This window comes from Clostridium sp. DJ247, from assembly GCF_014231265.1.
On record NZ_JABAIW010000069.1, the window covers coordinates 1 to 20,115 of the forward strand.

At 32.9% G+C, this 20,115-nt stretch carries 15 protein-coding genes and 2 other annotated features; of the genes, 11 read left to right on the forward strand and 4 right to left on the reverse strand.

Annotated elements, in window-relative coordinates:
• Positions 1-326 precede the first annotated feature (326 nt).
• Positions 327-1,478 carry a M20 peptidase aminoacylase family protein gene (locus HGI79_RS19835; RefSeq protein WP_185652408.1) on the forward strand — a complete coding sequence of 384 codons (1,152 nt, stop codon included), beginning with the start codon at positions 327-329 and terminating at the stop codon, positions 1,476-1,478.
• A 428-nt stretch (positions 1,479-1,906) separates the two neighbouring features.
• Here HGI79_RS19835 and HGI79_RS19840 read toward each other — a convergent pair whose 3' ends face one another.
• Genes HGI79_RS19840 through HGI79_RS19850 form a run of 3 tightly spaced genes read right to left on the reverse strand, consistent with a single transcriptional unit; the run spans position 1,907 to position 5,533 of the window.
• On the reverse strand, positions 1,907-2,572 hold the full coding sequence (locus HGI79_RS19840) for a molecular chaperone (protein WP_185652409.1): 666 nt from the start codon (positions 2,570-2,572) through the stop codon (positions 1,907-1,909).
• A gap of 16 nt (positions 2,573-2,588) precedes the next feature.
• Entirely contained in the window at positions 2,589-3,170 is a 582-nt protein-coding gene (locus tag HGI79_RS19845) for a DMSO/selenate family reductase complex B subunit (protein ID WP_185652410.1), read from the reverse strand.
• A 20-nt stretch (positions 3,171-3,190) separates the two neighbouring features.
• Positions 3,191-5,533, reverse strand: a complete 2,343-nt coding sequence (locus tag HGI79_RS19850; RefSeq protein WP_395939562.1) for a DMSO/selenate family reductase complex A subunit — start codon at positions 5,531-5,533, stop codon at positions 3,191-3,193.
• A gap of 389 nt (positions 5,534-5,922) precedes the next feature.
• Here HGI79_RS19850 and HGI79_RS19855 point away from each other — a divergent pair, with 389 nt between their 5' ends.
• From HGI79_RS19855 to cysK, 4 genes are all read left to right on the forward strand, one after another.
• Positions 5,923-6,726 carry an MBL fold metallo-hydrolase gene (locus HGI79_RS19855; protein ID WP_185652412.1) on the forward strand — a complete coding sequence of 268 codons (804 nt, stop codon included), beginning with the start codon at positions 5,923-5,925 and terminating at the stop codon, positions 6,724-6,726.
• 138 nt (positions 6,727-6,864) lie between these two features.
• Positions 6,865-7,119, forward strand: a binding site (T-box leader).
• Between the two features lie 419 nt (positions 7,120-7,538).
• Positions 7,539-7,724 (forward strand): YezD family protein, encoded by a 186-nt coding sequence (locus HGI79_RS19860; RefSeq protein WP_185652413.1) that lies wholly within the window; start codon positions 7,539-7,541, stop codon positions 7,722-7,724.
• Between the two features lie 91 nt (positions 7,725-7,815).
• Positions 7,816-8,070 (forward strand) — a binding site (T-box leader).
• 111 nt (positions 8,071-8,181) lie between these two features.
• The gene (locus tag HGI79_RS19865) at positions 8,182-9,345 is read left to right on the forward strand and encodes a PLP-dependent aspartate aminotransferase family protein (RefSeq protein ID WP_185652414.1); all 1,164 of its coding nucleotides are present in this window, start codon (positions 8,182-8,184) and stop codon (positions 9,343-9,345) included.
• A 3-nt stretch (positions 9,346-9,348) separates the two neighbouring features.
• Entirely contained in the window at positions 9,349-10,257 is a 909-nt protein-coding gene (gene cysK, locus HGI79_RS19870; protein ID WP_185652415.1) for a cysteine synthase A, read from the forward strand.
• 292 nt (positions 10,258-10,549) lie between these two features.
• On the opposite strand, the gene guaD is transcribed toward cysK, so the two are convergent.
• Positions 10,550-11,839 (reverse strand): guanine deaminase, encoded by a 1,290-nt coding sequence (gene guaD, locus HGI79_RS19875; RefSeq protein WP_241428284.1) that lies wholly within the window; start codon positions 11,837-11,839, stop codon positions 10,550-10,552.
• A gap of 406 nt (positions 11,840-12,245) precedes the next feature.
• Here guaD and HGI79_RS19880 point away from each other — a divergent pair, with 406 nt between their 5' ends.
• From HGI79_RS19880 to HGI79_RS19905, 6 genes are all read left to right on the forward strand, one after another.
• Positions 12,246-13,997 carry a sigma 54-interacting transcriptional regulator gene (locus HGI79_RS19880; protein ID WP_185652416.1) on the forward strand — a complete coding sequence of 584 codons (1,752 nt, stop codon included), beginning with the start codon at positions 12,246-12,248 and terminating at the stop codon, positions 13,995-13,997.
• Between the two features lie 162 nt (positions 13,998-14,159).
• On the forward strand, positions 14,160-15,269 hold the full coding sequence (locus HGI79_RS19885; protein ID WP_185652417.1) for a BMP family ABC transporter substrate-binding protein: 1,110 nt from the start codon (positions 14,160-14,162) through the stop codon (positions 15,267-15,269).
• A 71-nt stretch (positions 15,270-15,340) separates the two neighbouring features.
• On the forward strand, positions 15,341-16,459 hold the full coding sequence (locus tag HGI79_RS19890; RefSeq protein WP_185652418.1) for a BMP family ABC transporter substrate-binding protein: 1,119 nt from the start codon (positions 15,341-15,343) through the stop codon (positions 16,457-16,459).
• A 20-nt stretch (positions 16,460-16,479) separates the two neighbouring features.
• Positions 16,480-18,015 (forward strand): ABC transporter ATP-binding protein, encoded by a 1,536-nt coding sequence (locus tag HGI79_RS19895; protein ID WP_185652419.1) that lies wholly within the window; start codon positions 16,480-16,482, stop codon positions 18,013-18,015.
• Positions 17,996-19,069 (forward strand): ABC transporter permease, encoded by a 1,074-nt coding sequence (locus HGI79_RS19900; RefSeq protein ID WP_185652420.1) that lies wholly within the window; start codon positions 17,996-17,998, stop codon positions 19,067-19,069. Before HGI79_RS19895 ends, HGI79_RS19900 begins: the two co-directional genes overlap by 20 nt.
• On the forward strand, positions 19,070-19,999 hold the full coding sequence (locus HGI79_RS19905) for an ABC transporter permease (RefSeq protein ID WP_185652421.1): 930 nt from the start codon (positions 19,070-19,072) through the stop codon (positions 19,997-19,999).
• Positions 20,000-20,115 lie beyond the last annotated feature (116 nt).

Consider the following 20,115-nt stretch of genomic DNA (forward strand, 5'->3'; position numbering starts at 1 on the left):
ACTAAGACTGATAAAAAAGTTTTTAAAAGTGCCTTCAGTTTTGGCATCATATTCCTACGTATAAGTTAAATTTAAGTTGTGGATATCTATATGGGAAAACTACATTAAAAAGTTTGGTGTTATACTTAAATTTTCTTATGTAATCTTATTAAAAACAAAATAGCCTTGTAAAATCTGATTAAACCATTAATATTAAATTAAGAGGAACCAATTCTAAGAATATAGATAAAATAGTAAAAAATACTTAAATAAATAGGTCTCTTAAAAAACTAGATGAAGGACTTGTAAAATAGTCAAAACCAGTGATTGAGAGGAGAAGCTAAAAAATGTCATTATTGGAAGAAGAAAAAAAATTACATGAAAAATTGATTAGTTATCGTCGTGAATTGCACAGAAATCCAGAGTTATCAGGGAAAGAATTTGAAACTACTAAACGTATTCGACAATGGTTAAAAGAAGCAAATATAGATATGTTAGATTATCCATTAGCTTCAGGTGTAATTGCAGAAATATCAGGTGATAACCCAGGCCCAACCATTGCCCTACGTTCAGATATTGATGCATTACCAATTAATGAAGAAACGGGATTACCTTTTGCGTCTGAAAATTCAGGGATTATGCATGCTTGCGGTCATGATTTTCATACTGCTTCTATTTTAGGAGCAGCTATTCTTATAAATAAACGAAAGTCTGAATTAAAAGGGAAGGTACGAATTATTTTCCAACCTGCAGAAGAAACTGCGCAAGGGGCAGCAGATCTTTGTAAATTAGGAATACTAGAAAATGTAGAAGCTATATTTGGATTTCATAACAGGCCAGATCTTCCTGTTGGAACAATAGGTATAAAGTCTGGTGCTTTAATGGCAAGTGTGGACAGATTTGAAATAGATGTCATTGGTGTAGGTGGGCATGCAGGCATGCCAAATAATTGTGTGGATCCAATTGTTATAGCCAGTGAAATTGTATCTGGATTACAGTTCATTGTAAGTCGTAATTTAAGTTCATTTTACAATGTAGTTCTCAGTATTACACGTTTTCAAGCAGGGAATACATGGAATGTAATTCCTGATAAGGCTGAACTTGAAGGCACTGTAAGAACATTTCAAGATGAAGCTCGTGCCAGTATTTCACAATTAATGAAGCGTACAGCTGAAGGTATTGCATCTGCATTTGGCGGAAAAATAGATTTTAGGTGGTTTTCGTATTTACCCGTTGTTAATAATGATCCTCAATTTACTGAAGTAGCAACTGAAGTTGCTAAAGAACTTGGTTATACAGTTGTAGAGGCTCAGCAAAATCAAGGCGGCGAGGATTTTGCTTTTTATCAAAGTAAAATTCCTGGTTTTTATGTGTGGATAGGTGTGGATGGTACAAAGGAATGGCATCATCCAGCTTATACGTTAAATGAGGATGCGTTACCTGTAGCAGCTAATTATTTTGCCAATTTAGCATTTAAGGTGTTATCATCATGGAAGTAAATATAGATAATCATGCCCGAAATTTAACTCATACTCCGGGGTATATTACCATATTTCGTCACGTTAAATATTTTTAATTAGTCTAAAGCTCAAATTTGAGAAAAATCTAAGAACTTTGATAAACTCGTACCTCAAACATATCTAAAGTTCTAAGATTTTTTCTCAAATTTGAGCTAAGACTAATAAAAAAATATCTAAATGTGACTTCAATATTGGTAATATACCCCTATGTATGAGTTAAATTTAAGTTGTGATTATCCATATAACTAATTCATTCACATAATTATCTCTTTTTGGCTTATCTAACATTTAGATGCTGTGATAAAAGGTTATTGGCGAATATAAGAGTATGATATATATCAGTTCTAAACAATAAGATAAAAATTACAATTTGTAGTTTTTATAACTAGCTTATTGTAATTTTTATTTTATTTTTGTTCAATGTTAAACATGGATGTTAAAATTTCTTGTACTTCAGCTAAATCATTCATGAGCCAACCTTTTGTTACTAGGGCTAGACCACTCCAAAACTTGGTTTGAGCATTAGCATTGACAGCATCAGCCCAAAGTGGAACCCACTGTAATAAATGATCTTTTAAGAAATCATGTTGTTTGTTTAAATATTCTATAACCTGTTGGGAAAAATCATCTTTGGTTATGAAACATAAGCGTGCCATGAATGACAATTCCAATGCAAGATGATCAGCAGGCTCTGTTGATTTTACCTCTAATCCAGAGTTGTAGTAAATTTTACGAACTTCTAGCTCAGACTGTCCAAAAAGTAATTTATCTTTAGTTCTATAAACTGATTCATAAATAGGTGCTGGGATGTGATCAGGACCAACAAATAATCTTTGATGCTCATCTAATAACAAATCTATATGCTTATTATTTTTTACATTTTCATCTATTTCTTTAGTGACTATCTTAGCACCCTCAGATAGTTGTGGATTATCAACGTATTCAGAAAATCTCTGTAGTATACCAGTACTTTTTAATATGTCCAACCCCTTGCTTAAATCTCCACGGTAAAAAAGTGCCAGTATAGAATATATAGTTTGCCTTTCAGTTAACCATTGCTTTATAGTATCCATTCTATTAAAAATCTCCTTACCTATTTATTGCGTTATTATGAGGGGCAATGACCAATGCAGGTTCAGTAATATCTGCTCTAGGTATACCTTTAGTTTCGTTAACAGTTCCATATTTTTGCTGCAATAGATCTAATTCACCATAATTTAATGCTCTTAAAGGGCATGAAGTAACACACACAGGTTGTTTCCCTATTGATAAGAGATCCATACAAAAATTACACTTGCCAACTTTTTTAGTGGCAGGATTATATTGGGGTGAGTCATAGGGGCAACTCTTAACACAGCGAAGACAACCAATACATTGTTCTTGATCAATATACACAATGCCATCCTCTGATCGCTTTTTCATTGCTCCAGTTGGGCAGTTCTTCACACATGCAGGATTGATGCAATGATTACAGCTCATTGACACCCAAAAAGCATAAATTTCTGGTACAATGGCTGTGCCTTTTTCTATATAATCTCCACCTGAAATTTCATATACTTTCCGGAATAGTTGTCCTACTTCTAAATTATTTTTATCTTTACAGGCTATTTGGCAAGTACTGCAGCCCACACAATGTTTTTGTTCAAAATAAAATCCCAGTTGTTTTGTCATATATTATAAATCTCCTTTCATCATGCCTTTATTATTTCTACTAAATTAGTATGTGTAGGATTACCAAAAGCCAAAGGAGTGGGGTGATATTTCGTCAAAGTATTAATGCAACCTCGTCTATCAACGCCTTTTTCGTCAGGGGTCCACCAGGCCCCTTGTGGTACAGACACTACGCCAGGCATAATACGAGGAGTAACCTTTATTGGTAAGATTATGATTCCACGATCATTGAAGACTTTTACTAAATCTCCATTTATAAGTCCACGTTTGACGGCATCTGCAGTGTTAACCCAGACCTCCTGAGGGCCCGCTTCTTCCATCCAGCCAGTGTTGTCAAATATTGAATGAACTCTACGTTTATAATGATGCCCAATACATTGAAGTGTATATTTTTTACTCAAGGGATCTTCGGGTCCTTCCCAAGCTTTAATATATTTAGGCATAGCCGGAATTTCAGTTGGGTTATTCATATCCCACAAACGAGGAGAAAAAATTTCTATTTTTCCCGAAGGTGTAGGGAATGGATTATTGTTAGGATCCTGAATTTGCTTCTGAAAAGCAATATATGGCTCATCATATTGCCAGCGGTATACTCCTTTTTCTTTAAATTCTTTATAGGATGGAAAATCTGGGTTTTTCTTAGCTGTTTCCTCAACAAGATACTCCAGCCATTGATCTATGCTTCTACCTTCTGTAAATTTTTCTTTAAGCCCTAATCTATCAGCCAGCTCACTAATCCAGTCATAAGCATTTCGGCATTCAAACACCGTATCTACTGCTTTATTCATATAGAGCACATAATCGCCATATCCCCATGGTTTCACAATATCATCCCGTTCCATCATGTTATCTGCTGGTAAAAGTATGTCTGCAAATTTAGCACTTGGAGTAAGAAAGTGCTCAGTTACAACTATAAATTCTACCAAACTTTCATCTTCTAGCATCTTTGCAGTTCCGTTTGAATCTGCATGTTGATTTACTAGACAATTACCACCTAAATTAAATATAAGCTTAATATTAGAAGATAGTTGTTTGACGCCTTTTACGCTTAAATCTGCTCCCATTCCAATACCACGTTTAATAGCATCAGGCCAACTAAATACGGATATTTGCGCCTTGTTAGGATTATATGACGGAATAGATGCTACGAAACCCTCACGTGCTTGGTAGCCAGTTCCTGATGCCCAGCCGCCTTTTATACCTACATTACCAGTCATAGCTGCTAAAACTGTTCCACTGCGCACTACTTGTTCACCATAAGCGTGGCGTTGTGGTCCAAAGCCTTGAATCAGTGCACCAGGTTTATTAGTAGCATACTCTCGTGCTAATTGTACAATAGTTTCCTGTGGTATGCCGGTAATAGCTTCGGCCCAAGCAGGAGTTTTAGGAGTCTTGTCCTCACTTTTACCAAGAATATAACTTTTGTATGAATTGCCATTAGGAATACCAGAAGGCATATGATCTTCGTCAAAACCTAGACAATATGTATTTAAGAATTCTTGATCATGAAGATTTTCAGTGATCATAACATAAGCCATAGCATCTAATAGAGCACTATCTGTGGTTGGTTTAATTGGAATCCATTGATCTGCCAATCCTACTGCGGTATTAGAATAAATAGGATCAATGCAGATAATTTTTGCCCCAGCCTCTTTAGCCATCTTGAGATAATAAGAAGTATTAGTACCGTGAATAGTTTCTGCAGGATTCCAACCTAGCAGTATAATTAACTTAGAATTTACCCAATCCTCACGGCTGTTTCCAGTGTAGATTGTACCATATGTATAAGGTGTAGCAATTTGTGTGCAAGCTGTACTGTAGCTGCCGTAATAAGATAGATAGCCACCATACATTCCAAGCAAACGTCCCATCCATGCTCGTTCTGAGAGTTTTCCAGCATTGCCTGTAGCATACTGCATATATATAGAATCGGGACCATATTGCTGCATTAACCTTTTAGTATTGTCTGCAATTATATCTAGAGCTTCATCCCATGTAATACGCTGAAATTTTCCCTCACCACGTTTTCCAACTCTTTTCATAGGATATTTCAAGCGATCCTGATGATATAATCGATTTCTATATGAACGACATCGTAGACATCCTCGTAATTGAGGTACTTTCTCTGTATCAGGAATGTCGTCATCAGTAGAGATTCTTATGATACGGTTATCTTTAACGTGAGCCTTAATAATGCATCGGCCACCGCAATTATGAGATCCCGAAGTACGCACAACCTTTTCCTCTGAAGTGTTATTATAAGTACCTTCAGCTAAAGAAAAGCCATCTTCATTAAATAGATTTTCTGTTGATTTAAAATCGAAGGTTGTGTCATCAATATTTAGAAATTTTAATCGTGAGATAGGATGTTGCCATCGTACGTTACTGTTGGACATTTATATAATCTTCCTTTCAATGTTACTTGCATATAAATATATTGCTTATTTTGGTAAGTATTATTTTTACTAATAAACAAAAAAACTAAAGACTAAATGGTCTCCAGCTTTTTGTGGTCAACTCATACAAAATAAATTTTATTTTTATATATAATATTGTAGTTAAAATAAAATAACATGTCAATATAATACATTTGGGATCTAAAAGGCAATGAGAGAAACAAGTATGTAGTAATTTTTTATAAGTATTAATAAATAAAATTTGTTCAAATGAACATAGATATTTATAATAGTTACTATTATAATAAAAATATACTATTAATTTGACGTGAAATATACACAAACGGGGGGTTTTTATGAATAAGTTAACTATACTTGGTACAGGCAGTGCCATGGTTACAAAATGCTACAACACATGTTTTACTATCTCTAATGGAATCGAACATTTTCTTGTTGATACTGGTGGTGGAAACACTATACTCGCAAATCTAGAAAAGTCACAAATTCTTATTAATAATATACATAATGTGTTTATATCCCATCGACATAATGATCATATTACAGGAATAGTATGGATTATAAGAGCTGTGGCTCAACAGATTATTAATGAAAAATATTGTGGAAATCTTGTAATATATTGTCATGAAGAAAATATAGAAGTTATTAAAACAATATCTAATTTACTGCTTGAAAAGAAATTTACTAAGTACATTGAAGACAGAATATTATTTAAGAGTATTGAGGATGGAAGTCGCTTTCAAATATTGGACTGGATGTTTGAGTTTTTTGACATACAAAGCACAAAGCAACTTCAATTTGGCTTTACAACTAATGTTTCAAATAACAAAAAGTTGACTTTTCTCGGTGATGAACCTTACAAGGAAAAATTACATAAGTATGTAGTAAATTCTGACTACCTTCTTCATGAGGCTTTTTGCCTTTATTCTCAGAGAGATATTTTTAAACCTTATGAAAAACATCATGCAACAGTTAAAGATGCTTGTGAAAATGCAAATAAATTGAATGCTAAAACTGTGATACTATATCATACAGAAGATAAGAATATTTTAGAAAGAAAAAGACTTTATACTGAAGAAGGTAGGGAATTTTTTCAGGGAAATATAATAGTACCTGAAGATTTAGAAGTTATTGAATTATAGGTACGGAACCTTTAACATTAATCATTGTAATATATCTATAAATATTTTCAGAAAACTTATAAAATAATTGACTGAATTTTATTAATATGATATTATTAGTTTGGAATTAATATTTGATTTATTTATAGTAGCATAATAATAATTGCTGTGATGAGAAGAGTAAGTTATAGGAAGCTTTTAGAGAAAAGTCCTCGTTGGGTGGAAGGGACTTAGGTTGATGATAACTGAAGTGCATCTCGGAGCTCTGAATTGAAGTTTAGTAGACTTCAGCGGGTACGCCCGTTAAAGCGTTGAAGTATGATTGTACTAATATTAGAGTTGTTATGTAACTTACCTATAGTATTTTACATAATAAACAGAGTGGAACCGCGGAAGTATACTTCTGCCTCTGTAATAGAGGCAGAAGTTTTTTGTTTTATAGAATCCGGAATCTATAAAGTGAAACTTGAATCAGATGGGGTTTGTCTTACGACTCCGGGGCAGTTTCTTATAGCTGATTACCATCAGCAAACTGCCCGTTAAATGCCATTTAGGCATTTAACCCCCACCTGATTCTTAGCTGAACGAATCCAGGGGCGTAGCCGCTCTTTACTCCTAGTTAGGCAGAGAGCCAAAATCTGTGATTTTGTGCGAATCGCTTACTCCTCTGAAGAGGAGTTTCCTATAAAGATGGGAGTATTAGAGCGGGTAGTTATTGGATAAAATCCATAATTTTAATGATGAATAACTTTATAGGATTTTTACCGTAGTGATAGCTTACATGAGAATGGTATAAAATTGAAGGTATTACTATTATTAGTGGAGGGATAAAGATGTCTGGAGTAAATAACAAAATCAATAATAGAGTAGATAATAAAATTAGTAATGGCATTTCTAAAGAAAATTTAAATAAACTTATAGAGAGTTTACAATTAATTAAATATGGACATGTGACCTTGGTTATTCAAGATGGAGTAGTAGTACAGTTAGAGAAAAATGAAAAAATGAGACTAGTTTAAAATATATAATTTGAATATGTGTATTATATTCACATAAACATAATATAGCTAGTATTATATAGTATATAAATTAACTTATAATAAAATAATAACAATTGCTATGATGGGAAGAGTAAGTTATGTGAAGCTTTCAGAGAAAAGTCCTCATTGGGTGGAAGGGACTTAAGTTGATGATAACTGAAGTGCATCTCGGAGTTCTGAATTGAAGTTTAGTAGACTTCAGCGGGTACGCCTGTTAAAGCGTTGAGGTATGATTGTACCAAAATTAGAGTTGTTATGTAACTTACCTATGGTATTTTACATAATAAACAGAGTGGAACCGCGGGAGTAAACTTCTGCCTCTGTATTAGAGGCAGAAGTTTTTTTGTTTTGCAGAATTCATAATCTACAAATTTATTAAAAAATTACAATTAAGTTTTCATTAAGTTATTAAACGCACAAATTAGGAGGAACAAATATGAAATTTGAATCATTATTAATACATGGTGGAATAGATGGAGATGAGCATACAGGGGCTGTAAATGTGCCTATATATCAAACATCTACCTATAAACAATCTCAACTAGGGGTAAATAGTGGGTATGAGTATTCAAGAACAGGAAATCCAACAAGGTATGCTCTAGAAAAGTTAATTTCAGAACTTGAAGGTGGATATGCAGGTTTTGCATTTGCGTCGGGCATGGCTGCAATATCAGCTGTATTAATGCTTTTTAAAAGTGGAGATAAGATTTTAATTTCGAATAATGTATATGGTGGAAGTTTTAGAATCTTAGATAAAGTATTTAAAAATTTTAATCTACAATATGAGCTTGTAGATACTAGTAATCATAAGGATATAGAATCTAAAATTACTGAAAATGTTAAAGCTATATTTATTGAAACGCCAACAAACCCTCTTATGACAATAACTGATATAGCTAAAATATCTGAAATAGGCAAGAAGAATAATATAATAACTATTGTAGATAACACATTTATGACACCATATCTTCAAAAGCCAATTGAACTTGGAGCAGATATTGTAATCCACAGTGCCACAAAGTACTTAGGAGGACATAGTGATTTAATAGCTGGTCTTGCAGTTGTAAATAGTGAAGAGTTAGCAGAGAAACTACACTTTATACAAAACTCTACAGGAGGAATATTAAATCCATTTGATTCATGGCTTCTTATTAGAGGAATAAAGACTCTTTCAGTTAGGATGGATAGACATATAGAAAATGCACAGCATGTATTTGAATTTCTGGAAGAGCACCCATTAATAGATAAGATTTACTACCCTGGTTCTAGTGAACATGTAGGGTATGAAACCCATAGAAAGCAAGTAAGTGGATCAGGAGCTATAATTTCATTTGTGTTAAAAGATGGTTTAGATGTTAACAAGTTTTTTCAGGGAATAAAACTTATAACTTTAGGAGAAAGCCTAGGTGGGGTAGAATCCTTAATATCGCACCCAGCAACTATGACACATGCTTCTATACCTTATGAAATAAGACAAGAAATAGGTATTGTTGATAACTTAATAAGGTTATCTGTTGGGCTTGAGAATAAACAGGATTTGGTTGAGGATATAAAAAATGCTTTAGATGGATTAGAATATGTATCTAAGGAGGAAAAATAATCTATGAATTACGCTAACGACATAAGGGAACTTATTGGAAACACACCTATATTAAAGATAAATAATTTTGATATAAAGAAAGATGTTAATATATTTGTAAAATTAGAGTGCTTTAATCCTGGTGGAAGCGTCAAGGATAGAATTGGTATATATATGATTGCAAAGGCAGAAGAAGAAGGTACCCTTAAAAAAGGGGACACTATAATTGAAGCTACTGCAGGTAATACAGGATTAGGTATTGCACTAGGAGCTATAAATAAAGGATATAGAGTGATATTTGTTGTTCCAGAAAAGTTTTCAATAGAAAAACAACTGCTTATGAAAGCACTGGGAGCAGAACTCATAAATACTCCAAGAGAACTTGGTATGCAGGGAGCTATGGAAAAAGCACAGGAATTAATAAAAACTATACCAAACTCAGTTTCACTTAAGCAGTTTGAAAACCCAGATAACCCAATGGCACATTATTTAACTACAGGACCAGAAATCTATTCATCTATGGATAATAAGATAGATTATTTTGTAGCAGGTGCAGGTAGCGGTGGTACCTTTACAGGTATTGCTAAATATCTAAAGGAGAAGAATCCAGATATTAAAGCTGTTATAGCTGATCCACAGGGTTCTACCATAGGAGGCGGTAGTGAGGGGTGTTACACCATTGAAGGTATAGGAAATAATTTTATACCTGAAACCCTTAACATGAGTTTGGTAGATGAAGTTATAAAGGTCAACGATATTGAAGCCTTTAATACGGTTAAGGAGCTAGCTCGGAGAGAAGGACTTATTGTTGGATCCTCCTCTGGGGCAGCAATGGCAGTAGTATTAAAGTTAGCTAAATCTATTAAGTGTGGTAATATAGTTACGATTTTTCCTGATAGAGGAGACAGATATTTTAGTAAAAATCTTTACTAGTACAGCAAAATTTTGCCATGATATAGGTATCCAGACTTGAAATTTAACTTATACGTAGGAATGTGTTACCAAAGCTGAAAGCACATTTAAAAACTTTTTATCAGTCTTAGTGAAGTGTTTTAGAAAATCTTAGAACATTAGATTGCTTGAGCGAAGCGAGTTTATCGAAGGTTCTTAGGTTTTCTAAAACACGAACTTTAGACTGATTAAAAGTTTTAACGTGCTGAAGCTTGGTAACATATTCCGGAGTATAAGTTAAATTTCTGCCCTTGAATCCATATAGTATTAACATTTAAAACACAGGTTCAGGAACAAGCTGTCCTTCTACATATCTAGATACTATATTTCGTTCATCTCCTAAGTATATAAATCTTTCTAATCTTTCTTCAATAGAATAATTAGAGTTTCCAAGATTTGAATCATCTATTACTAATGCATCAAAGGAGTAATCTGCCTCAAAGCTTCCAACTTTACCGAAAAAGCTGCCACCAGATTTTGTAGCTAAGTAAAATGCTTCAGAGGTGGATAAAAAAGGAGAAGTCTTATTGGATTGTACCCAGTATAGTTTTGAAAGCTGTATTGCATAAGCTATAGTTTTTATTATGGAATAGCTGCTTCCTCCACTTACATCTGTTCCTAATGCAACAGGAATTCCTGCATCAAGATATTTTCTGCAAGGCATTATTCCACTACCTATATTCACATTGGATATTGGACAATGCACAACCATTACATTATTGTTTTTTATAAGCTCAATTTCCTCGTCAGAGGAATATATACAATGTGCCATAAGTGTAGGAGTTTGGCCAAATAATCTAAATTCATTGTATACATGTCCATAGGATTTGCTGTTAGGATATAGTTGTTTTACCCAGCTTATTTCATCTGTATTTTCAGATAAATGAGACTGTACAGGTAAAGAATATTTTTCAGCTAGTTTACCAAGGCCTGCCATAAGTTTTGAGGAGCAGCTTGGCACAAATCGAGGAGTTATTATAGGTCTAATTAAATTTGTTTTGCTTTCACAATATTTAATAATTTCTTCTGTATCTTCTAAAGATTGCTCTGTTATTTCTGTCAAAAATTCTGAAGAATTTCTATCCATATTTACTTTTCCGATAAAAGCAGATAAACCAGAAGCACTAAATAGATCTATAAGCAATTTAGTTGCTTCTTTATGAATAGTAGAAAAAACGGATATACGAGTAGTTCCATGCTTCCATATTTCTTTAATAACTTTTTTATAAACACTTTCAGCATAACTTAATTCTTTAAATTTTGACTCTTCAGGAAAAGTGTATGAATTTAACCAAGGTATCAATTCTTTATCCATACCTATACCTATATTTCTATACTGTGGTGCATGAAAATGTAAATCATTCATACCAGGTATTATTAACTTATCACCAAAGTCTTCTATAGCTACTCCATCATAGTCTTTAGTAAGCTTACCTACAACTTCTTTAACCTTCCCGTTCATAATAATAATGTATCCATTATTAATTGCAGTAAATTTATCTGGACTTATTGTATATATAATATTTCCTTTATAAATCTTCATTCCATTTGTATTATTTATCATAATAATTCACGTCCTTCCTAAGTTAAGTATATTTATTAGTTATATTATAGATAGTAAACTGTAAAACCTAAAATATCCAGTATCTTTTACTTATTCTGTGTTTTAAAATAAATTTAGACCTGAACTCAATCCTTAAGAAAACAAATGGAAATGGCTTAAAGGTTTTATAGGCAAAGCAACTGCTGTAAAGTTTTATAATTAAAAATTTATAAAAAACCTTATACAGTAAAATACCATGTATTTCAGAACAAATCAATAAAATTATCATTTTGGCACATATTTTTATAATAAAAACATAATAAGTTATTATAAAAATTAATAATTTATCAAAATGATTATTGACATTTATACATAATAAGAATATACTCATAAACAATTAGTCGTAATTGTTTTGAGGTGAGATTGAATGAGTACGATATTAAAAAAAATACAGCAAACAGCAATTAAATATGTAGATATTTTATCACAGGTTTTAGGTGTAGATGTAGAACTTGTTGACAGTGAACTCATACGAATAGCTGGAACGGGTAAGTACAGGGATGGAATAAATGAAAGTTTAGAAGATCAAGGATATGTATATAAAAGAACTTTAGAAACAGGTGGAAATCATGTAATAAGTGATCCTGGGAAAAACGAATTATGTACAGAATGTCCAAACTACAATACCTGTATTGAAAAATTTGAAATGTGTGTACCTATAAAGTTAAACAACGAAGTGATAGGTGTAATTGGTCTTATATGCTTCGAAGATTGTCAAAGAGAAAGAATTATAGCTAATATGAATACCTATTCAACTTTTTTGGAGCAAATATCTGAACTCATAAGTGCAAAGGCTTTTGAGAGTATAGAGAATGAAAAAGCTATAATGATGACAAATTTATTAAAGACAATAACAGACGAAATAGAACAGGCTGTTGTTATACTTGATAAAAAACATTATATATCTCATTTAAATAAAAAAGCAAATGAAATATTAGGAATAAGTCATAAAGATAGTACAAAGATGAATATAGAATTTACAGGAAACTATTTTTTGGAGGAGCAGGAATATAAAGTTGTATTAGAAGATAAAGAATACTTCTTGATTGGTACTATGAACGATATTGAACTAGGAGAAAAGTATAAATATATTTTTATATTTAATGAAAGTAAGACTGTGAAGAATAAGATTGATAGACTTACTAATATTGAAGATGAAGTTGTATTTGATAATATTCTAGGAACTTCATCTAAAATAATGAGTGTAAAGAAAAAAATATTAAAAATATCAAAGTCAATATCTACAGTGTTGATTACAGGGGAAAGTGGCTCTGGTAAAGAAATGTTCGCAAGGGCAATACATAAGGCCAGCGACAGAAATAATGGTCCTTTTGTAGCTGTTAACTGTGGTGCTATACCAGAAAATCTTTTGGAGAGTGAAATGTTTGGATATGTTAAGGGAGCATTTACTGGGGCAGATCCTAAAGGAAAATCAGGTAAATTTGAGTTAGCTAATGGCGGAACTATATTTTTAGATGAAATAGGAGACATGCCTTTATATATGCAGGTAAAGCTTCTGCGTGCTATACAGGAGAGAGAAGTAATTAGAATTGGGTCTAATGATTCAGTAAAGATAGATATAAGAATAATTGCAGCTACAAATAAAAATTTAGAAGGGCTTATAGAACAGGGGCAATTCAGGGAGGATTTATATTACAGACTTAGTGTTATACCTATAGAGCTACCTTCTCTTAGGGAAAGAATTGAGGATATTAAAGTTATAACCTATAATTTTGCGAATAAATATGCCAAATTATTTAACAAAAATTTTATAGGTATAGATGGGGAGATATGGGACTATATGCTTAGGTATAATTGGCCAGGTAATATAAGAGAGCTTCAAAATACAGTAGAGTTTATGATAAATATGATGGATTCTAATGGAATTATAACCAAAGAAACCCTTCCAAAGAGAATTATTAAAAACACTGAAAAAACTATAAATAATGTTTACTCGGAAGAATTATTAAATTTAAAAAAGATTGAGAGTAAAACTATAAAAAAGGCACTTGAAATATATGGGACAACTACTGAAGGAAAGAAACTGGCTGCTATTAAATTAGGAGTAGGCATAGCTACTTTGTATAGAAAAATAGAAGAATATAAATTATCAAAATGATATTTTTTATCAAAAGTATAATTATAAAAATCCGTAGTATTATTGATAATGTATTAAAAAAACCATTGGAATAATGTAAAAGTGTCAAAAAAACTTATTTGAAAGTTTGGCATAAATATTGCTTGATTTAAAGTTAAGGTTATAAATTTAGGAGGTATTCAAATGAGAAAAAAATTAAGCTTAGTCTTAGCAACAGCACTATCATTTTCTATTTTACTAGGTGGCTGTGGAGCCCAACAAAAAAGTACAGCAGAAAAACCAGCAGAAAACGAAAAAATAAAAGTAGGATTTATATTGTCAGGGCCTGTTAGTGATGGAGGATATAACTATGCCCATGATTTAGGCAGAAAGCAGCTAGAAAAGGAAACTGGAGTTGAAACAATTTATAAGGAATCAGTAAAGGAAGATCCAGCTGAAGTTCAAAAAGTTGCAGAAGACATGATAAATCAGGGAGCTACTGTAATAATTGGTGCAAGCTTTGGGTTTATGGATGGTATAGAAGCAGAAGCTAAAAAGCATCCAGATATAAAATTCTTACATGGTGGTGGATATAAACAGTTAGATAACATGTCTAATTATTTTGGAAGAGAGTATGAGGCAAGATATTTATCAGGAATAGTTGCAGGTATGAAAACTAAAACTAATAAACTTGGATTTGTAGGAGCTCATCCAATACCAGAAGTAATTAGAGGTATAGATGCTTTTACTCTAGGAGCTAGATCAGTAAATCCTAATGCTACAGTTAAAGTTGTGTGGACAAATACTTGGTATGACCCGGCAAAAGAAAAAGAAGCAGCAAAAGCTCTCATAGCACAAGGAGCGGATGTAATAGCACAGCATCAAAATACAGCAGGACCACAACAAGCAGCTGAAGAAGCAGGTGTATTTTCAGTAGGATATAACGTAGATATGAGTAAATCAGCACCTAAAGCTAATTTGACATCAGACATATTTAATTGGGGAACATATTATGTAAAAGCAATAAAAGAGATACAAAACGGTACTTGGAAGTCAGAAAGCTATTGGGGTGGAATTAAAGATGGAGTTGTAGATATAGCACCACTTACAGCTAATGTACCAGAGGGAGCTAAGGAAGCGGTTGAAAAAGCAAAAGCTGATATAGTTTCAGGTAAGAATAAAGTATTTGTAGGACCTATAAAGGATCAAACAGGAGCTGTAAAAGTTCCAGAAGGTAGTAATTTAAGCGATAAAGAAATTCATTCTTTAAATTGGTTTGTAGAAGGTGTAGAGGGAACTATTCCGAAAAAATAATGTTCTAGAAGCAGTACTAGTTTAAACTAGTACTGCTATAAAATATTTAATATTTTTCAGGGGGAATATTTATGAAAAAATTATTAAGTACAATGCTGGTAATGGTTACTATATTAGTAACATTGTTAACAGGCTGTGGCTCCAGCGATAAAAATAATAAGGGCACAGCAGAAAATTCATCAAAAGACAACAAAATTAAAGTAGGATTTTTGTATGTAGGACCTATTGGTGATGGTGGATATACATATGCTCATGACCAAGGCAGAAAATACTTGGAAAAAGAAACTGGAGTTGAAACAGTATACAAGGAATCAGTAAAGGAAGATACTGCAGAAGTTCAAAGAGTTGTAGAGGATATGGTAAATCAAGGGGTTAATGTAGTAATAGGAACAAGTTATGGATTCATGGATGGCATAGAAGCAGAAGCAAAGAAACATCCAAATATAAAATTCTTTCACTGTTCAGGATATAAGCAAGCAGAAAATATGACTAATTATTTTGGAAGAATACAAGATATGGAATACTTAGCTGGAATAGTAGCAGGTATGAAAACTAAGACAAATAAAATTGGAATGGTAGCAGCCTTTCCTATTCCGGAAGTAATTAGAAATATAAATGGTTTTACATTAGGAGTAAGATCAGTAAAGCCTGATGCAGTAGTTAAGGTTACTTGGACAAATACTTGGTATGATCCAGCAAAAGAAAAAGAAGCAGCAAAAGCACTTATAGCTAAAGGTGTGGATGTAATAGCTCAAGATCAAGATACAGCAGGACCGCAGCAGGCTGCAGAAGAAGCAGGTATTTACTCTATAGGTTATAACACAGATATGAGTAAGACTGCACCTAAAGCTAATATGACATCAGCTATATGGAACTGGGGACCATACTATGTAAAACAAATAAAAGCTATACAAAATAACACTTGGAAGTCAGAAAGTTATTGGGGCGGAGTTAATGATGGAATAGTAGATTTAGCACCACTTACAGCTAATGCACCAGAGGGAGCTAAGGAAGCAGTTGAAAAAGTAAAAGCTGATATAGCTTCAGGTAAAAAGAAGGTATTTGCAGGACCTATAAAGGATCAAACTGGTGCAGTAAAAGTACCAGAAGGTACTGTTATGACAGACAAAGAACTTTTATCTTTCGATTGGTTTGTACAAGGGGTAGAGGGAACTATTCCTAAAAAATAATTTTTATGGAGTGATACTTTATGAATTCAGAATTAATATCTGTAAAAGGTATAACAAAGGTATTTGGAAAAGTTGTAGCAAATAATAATGTTGACTTTAGTGTAAAAGCTGGAGAAATACATGCATTCCTTGGAGAGAATGGTGCAGGAAAAAGTACACTCATGAACATGCTATCAGGGGTATATACCCCTGATAGTGGTTCTATATATATACGTGATAAAGAGGTAAAATTTACGTCACCTAAGGATGCTATAAAAGCAGGAGTTGGAATGATATATCAACATTTCAAGCTAGTTGAGTCAATGACAGCTAAACAAAACATATTGTTAGGTCAAGAAAGTAAGATGTTTATAGATTTTAATAAAACTACAAGTAAAATTAAGGATATATGCAGCAGATTTGCATTAGATGTAGATTTGCAGAAATATGTGTATGATATGTCCGTAGGAGAGAGACAAAATCTTGAAATTTTAAAAGTTCTATATAGAGGAGCGAATATTCTTATTTTAGATGAACCTACTTCAGTGTTTACACCTCAAGAAACTAAAAAGCTGTTTAATATAATGGAGAAAATGAAAAAAGAAGGTTGCGCTGTAATTTTTATAACACATAAGATGGATGAGGTTATGGAAATAGCAGATAGAATAACAATTTTAAGAAAAGGTGAAACAGTTTGTACAGTTAACAAGACGGAAACAAATCCTAAAAATCTTACTGAACTTATGGTAGGAAAAGAAATGGATTTATTTATAGATAGGGTTGAACGTGAGCCAGGAGAAGTTGTGTTAAAAGTTTCTAACTTAAATGTTTTAGGTAATGATAACGTAAAGCTTTTAAAAGATGCCAGCTTTGAAATAAGAGAAGGTGAAGTTTTAGGAGTTGCAGGTATTGCAGGATGTGGTCAGAAAGAACTTTGTGAAGCTATAACTGGTATGTGTAAGGTACATAGTGGAGAAATAATATTTGAAGGAGAAAATTTGGCAGGAAAGTCCTCTAAAGAAATTATTCAAAAGGGAATATCCATAAGCTTTATACCAGAAGATAGATTAGGTATGGGTTTAGTTGGTTCTATGAACATAATAGACAATCTCTTACTTAAAGATTATAAAAAGCAAAAGGGTATGTTTGTAAACAGAAAAGGCCTAATAGATAAGTCAAAGGAATTAGTTGAAAAACTAGAAGTAAAAACTCCAGGAATATACCATCCAATAAGATATTTATCTGGTGGAAACATACAAAAGATATTATTAGGAAGAGAGTTAAGTTTAAATCCTAAACTTATTGTTATGGCTTATCCAGTAAGAGGATTAGATATAAATACCTGTTATACAATTTATAATTTAATAAATGAAGAAAAGAAGAAGGGCACTTCTATTCTATTTGTAGGTGAAGATTTGGACGTACTTATAAAACTTTGTGATAGAATTATGGTCTTGAATAGTGGAAATATTACAGGAGTCGTGGATGCAAAAGAGGCCACTAAGGAGAAACTTGGTTTATTGATGGTTTCAAACGCAGAAAAGGATGGTGATAAATATGCTACTGAAGCTTGTTAAGAGAGCAGAAGTTGATAAAAAGAAAAGTCTACAAATTAGACTACTAGCAGTACTTGGTGCACTGCTAGTAGTTAGTATATTTTTAGCAGCACTTAAATTAAATCCTATATCAGTATACGGCACTATGGTAAAAGGTGCTTTTGGCTCACCTTATAGTATAAGACAAACTATAATTCAAGCAATTCCTTTATTGATAGCGGGTCTTGGAATAGCAATAGCTTTCAAAATGGAGTTCTGGAATATAGGTGGAGAGGGACAAATATTGATGGGTGCTTTTGGAGCAGCTTTAATCGGTCTTAAGTTTCCAAATACACCAAGATTTTTTTTGTTAGTGGCAATGTTTATAACTGGTGCAGTAATTGCAGGCATATGGGCACTAATACCAACATATTTTAGAATAAAGTGGAAAACTAATGAAACTATAACAACTTTAATGATGAATTATATAGCTTTAAAATTTGTAACTTATCTTCAATATGGACCTTGGAAAGACGCTACAGCTCTAGGCTTTCCTAAGATACCCAACTTTTCTGATAATGCTACTTTGCCAGAAATATTCGGGATTCATATAGGGTGGATAATAGCTTTAGTAATTGCTGTACTAGTGCATATATATATGAATTACACAAAAAAAGGATACGAGGTTTCAGTAATAGGAGCTAGTGAAAAAACAGCTTTATATGCAGGTATGGATATAAAGAAGACTGTATTAGGTGCATTATTTTTAAGTGGAGCTATTTGTGGAATTGCAGGAGTAATACAAGCTTCCGCAGTAAGTCAAACTTTATCTGTACAAGTATCAGGAGGAGCAGGTTATACAGCTATAATAGTTGCATGGCTTGGTTACTTAAGCTCATTTGGAATAACATTAGTCTCAGTTTTATTCGCTGGATTATTAGCTGGTGGTAGATTTATACAAACAGCTTTTGGTATACCTGAATCTGCTGCTTTTATATTACAGTCAACTATCTTATTTTTTGTACTTGGCAGCGAACTTTTTATAAGATTTAAAATAAAATTTGCATCACCGGAAAAAATTAAGGAGGTGGCTTAAATGGATTGGATAATTAGTTTTTTAGCTGCAGCAGTAGTAGCTGGTACACCTCTTCTTTTCGGAACTTTAGGAGAGATAATAACTGAAAAGGTTGGAAACTTAAATTTAGGGGTAGAAGGGTTAATGCTTATTGGCTCTGTAATGGGATTTATGATTGGATTGAAAACAGGTAATCCAATAATGGCCTTGTTAGCAGCTATGATTGCAGGAGCTCTAGGCTCATTAATTTATGCATTTTTAACTGTAAGTTTTAAAGCTAATCAAACAGTTACTGGTCTTACACTAACTATATTTGGTACTGGTTTTTCAAGTCTAATGGGCACAAAGCTGGTTGGCCAAGTAGCTCCAGACTCAATAAAAAGTTTCTTTAAACCAGTAGAAATACCTATATTGTCAAAAATACCAGTTTTAGGACCTATATTTTTAAGACAAGATGTATTTGTTTATTTAGGTTATATTTGTGCTATTTTATTGGGAATATATTTATATAAAACATCAAAGGGATTAAATGTTATTGCTATAGGTGAAAACCCAGCAGCCGCAGATGCTGCAAGTATAAATGTAAATTTGTATAAGTATATTCACATACTGCTTGGCGGAGCACTTTGTGGACTTGGGGGAGCATACCTTTCTCTAGTTTATGTACCAGCGTGGCAGGAAAATGTAACTGCAGGAAGAGGATGGATCGCTGTTGCTTTAGTTATATTTGCGGGTTGGAATCCTTATAAGGCTATTGCAGGAGCATATTTCTTTGGAGGGCTAGATATTATAGGTTTTAGAATGAATAATCCTATAGTATCACAATACCTGATTGATGCAGTGCCGTATTTAGTAACTTTTATTGTACTTGTAGTTGTTTCTATGAAAAAATCTAGAAAGAATGCGCCTCCTAAGGCTCTTGGAAATGCTTATTTTAGAGAAGAAAGATAAAGTGAAATTTCTACTTTGCGACTCTGTATAGGGGGACCGGGTGGAAACTTAACTTATACTCCGGAATATGTTGCCAAACTTCAGCACGTTAAAAACTTTTAATCAGTCTAAAGTTC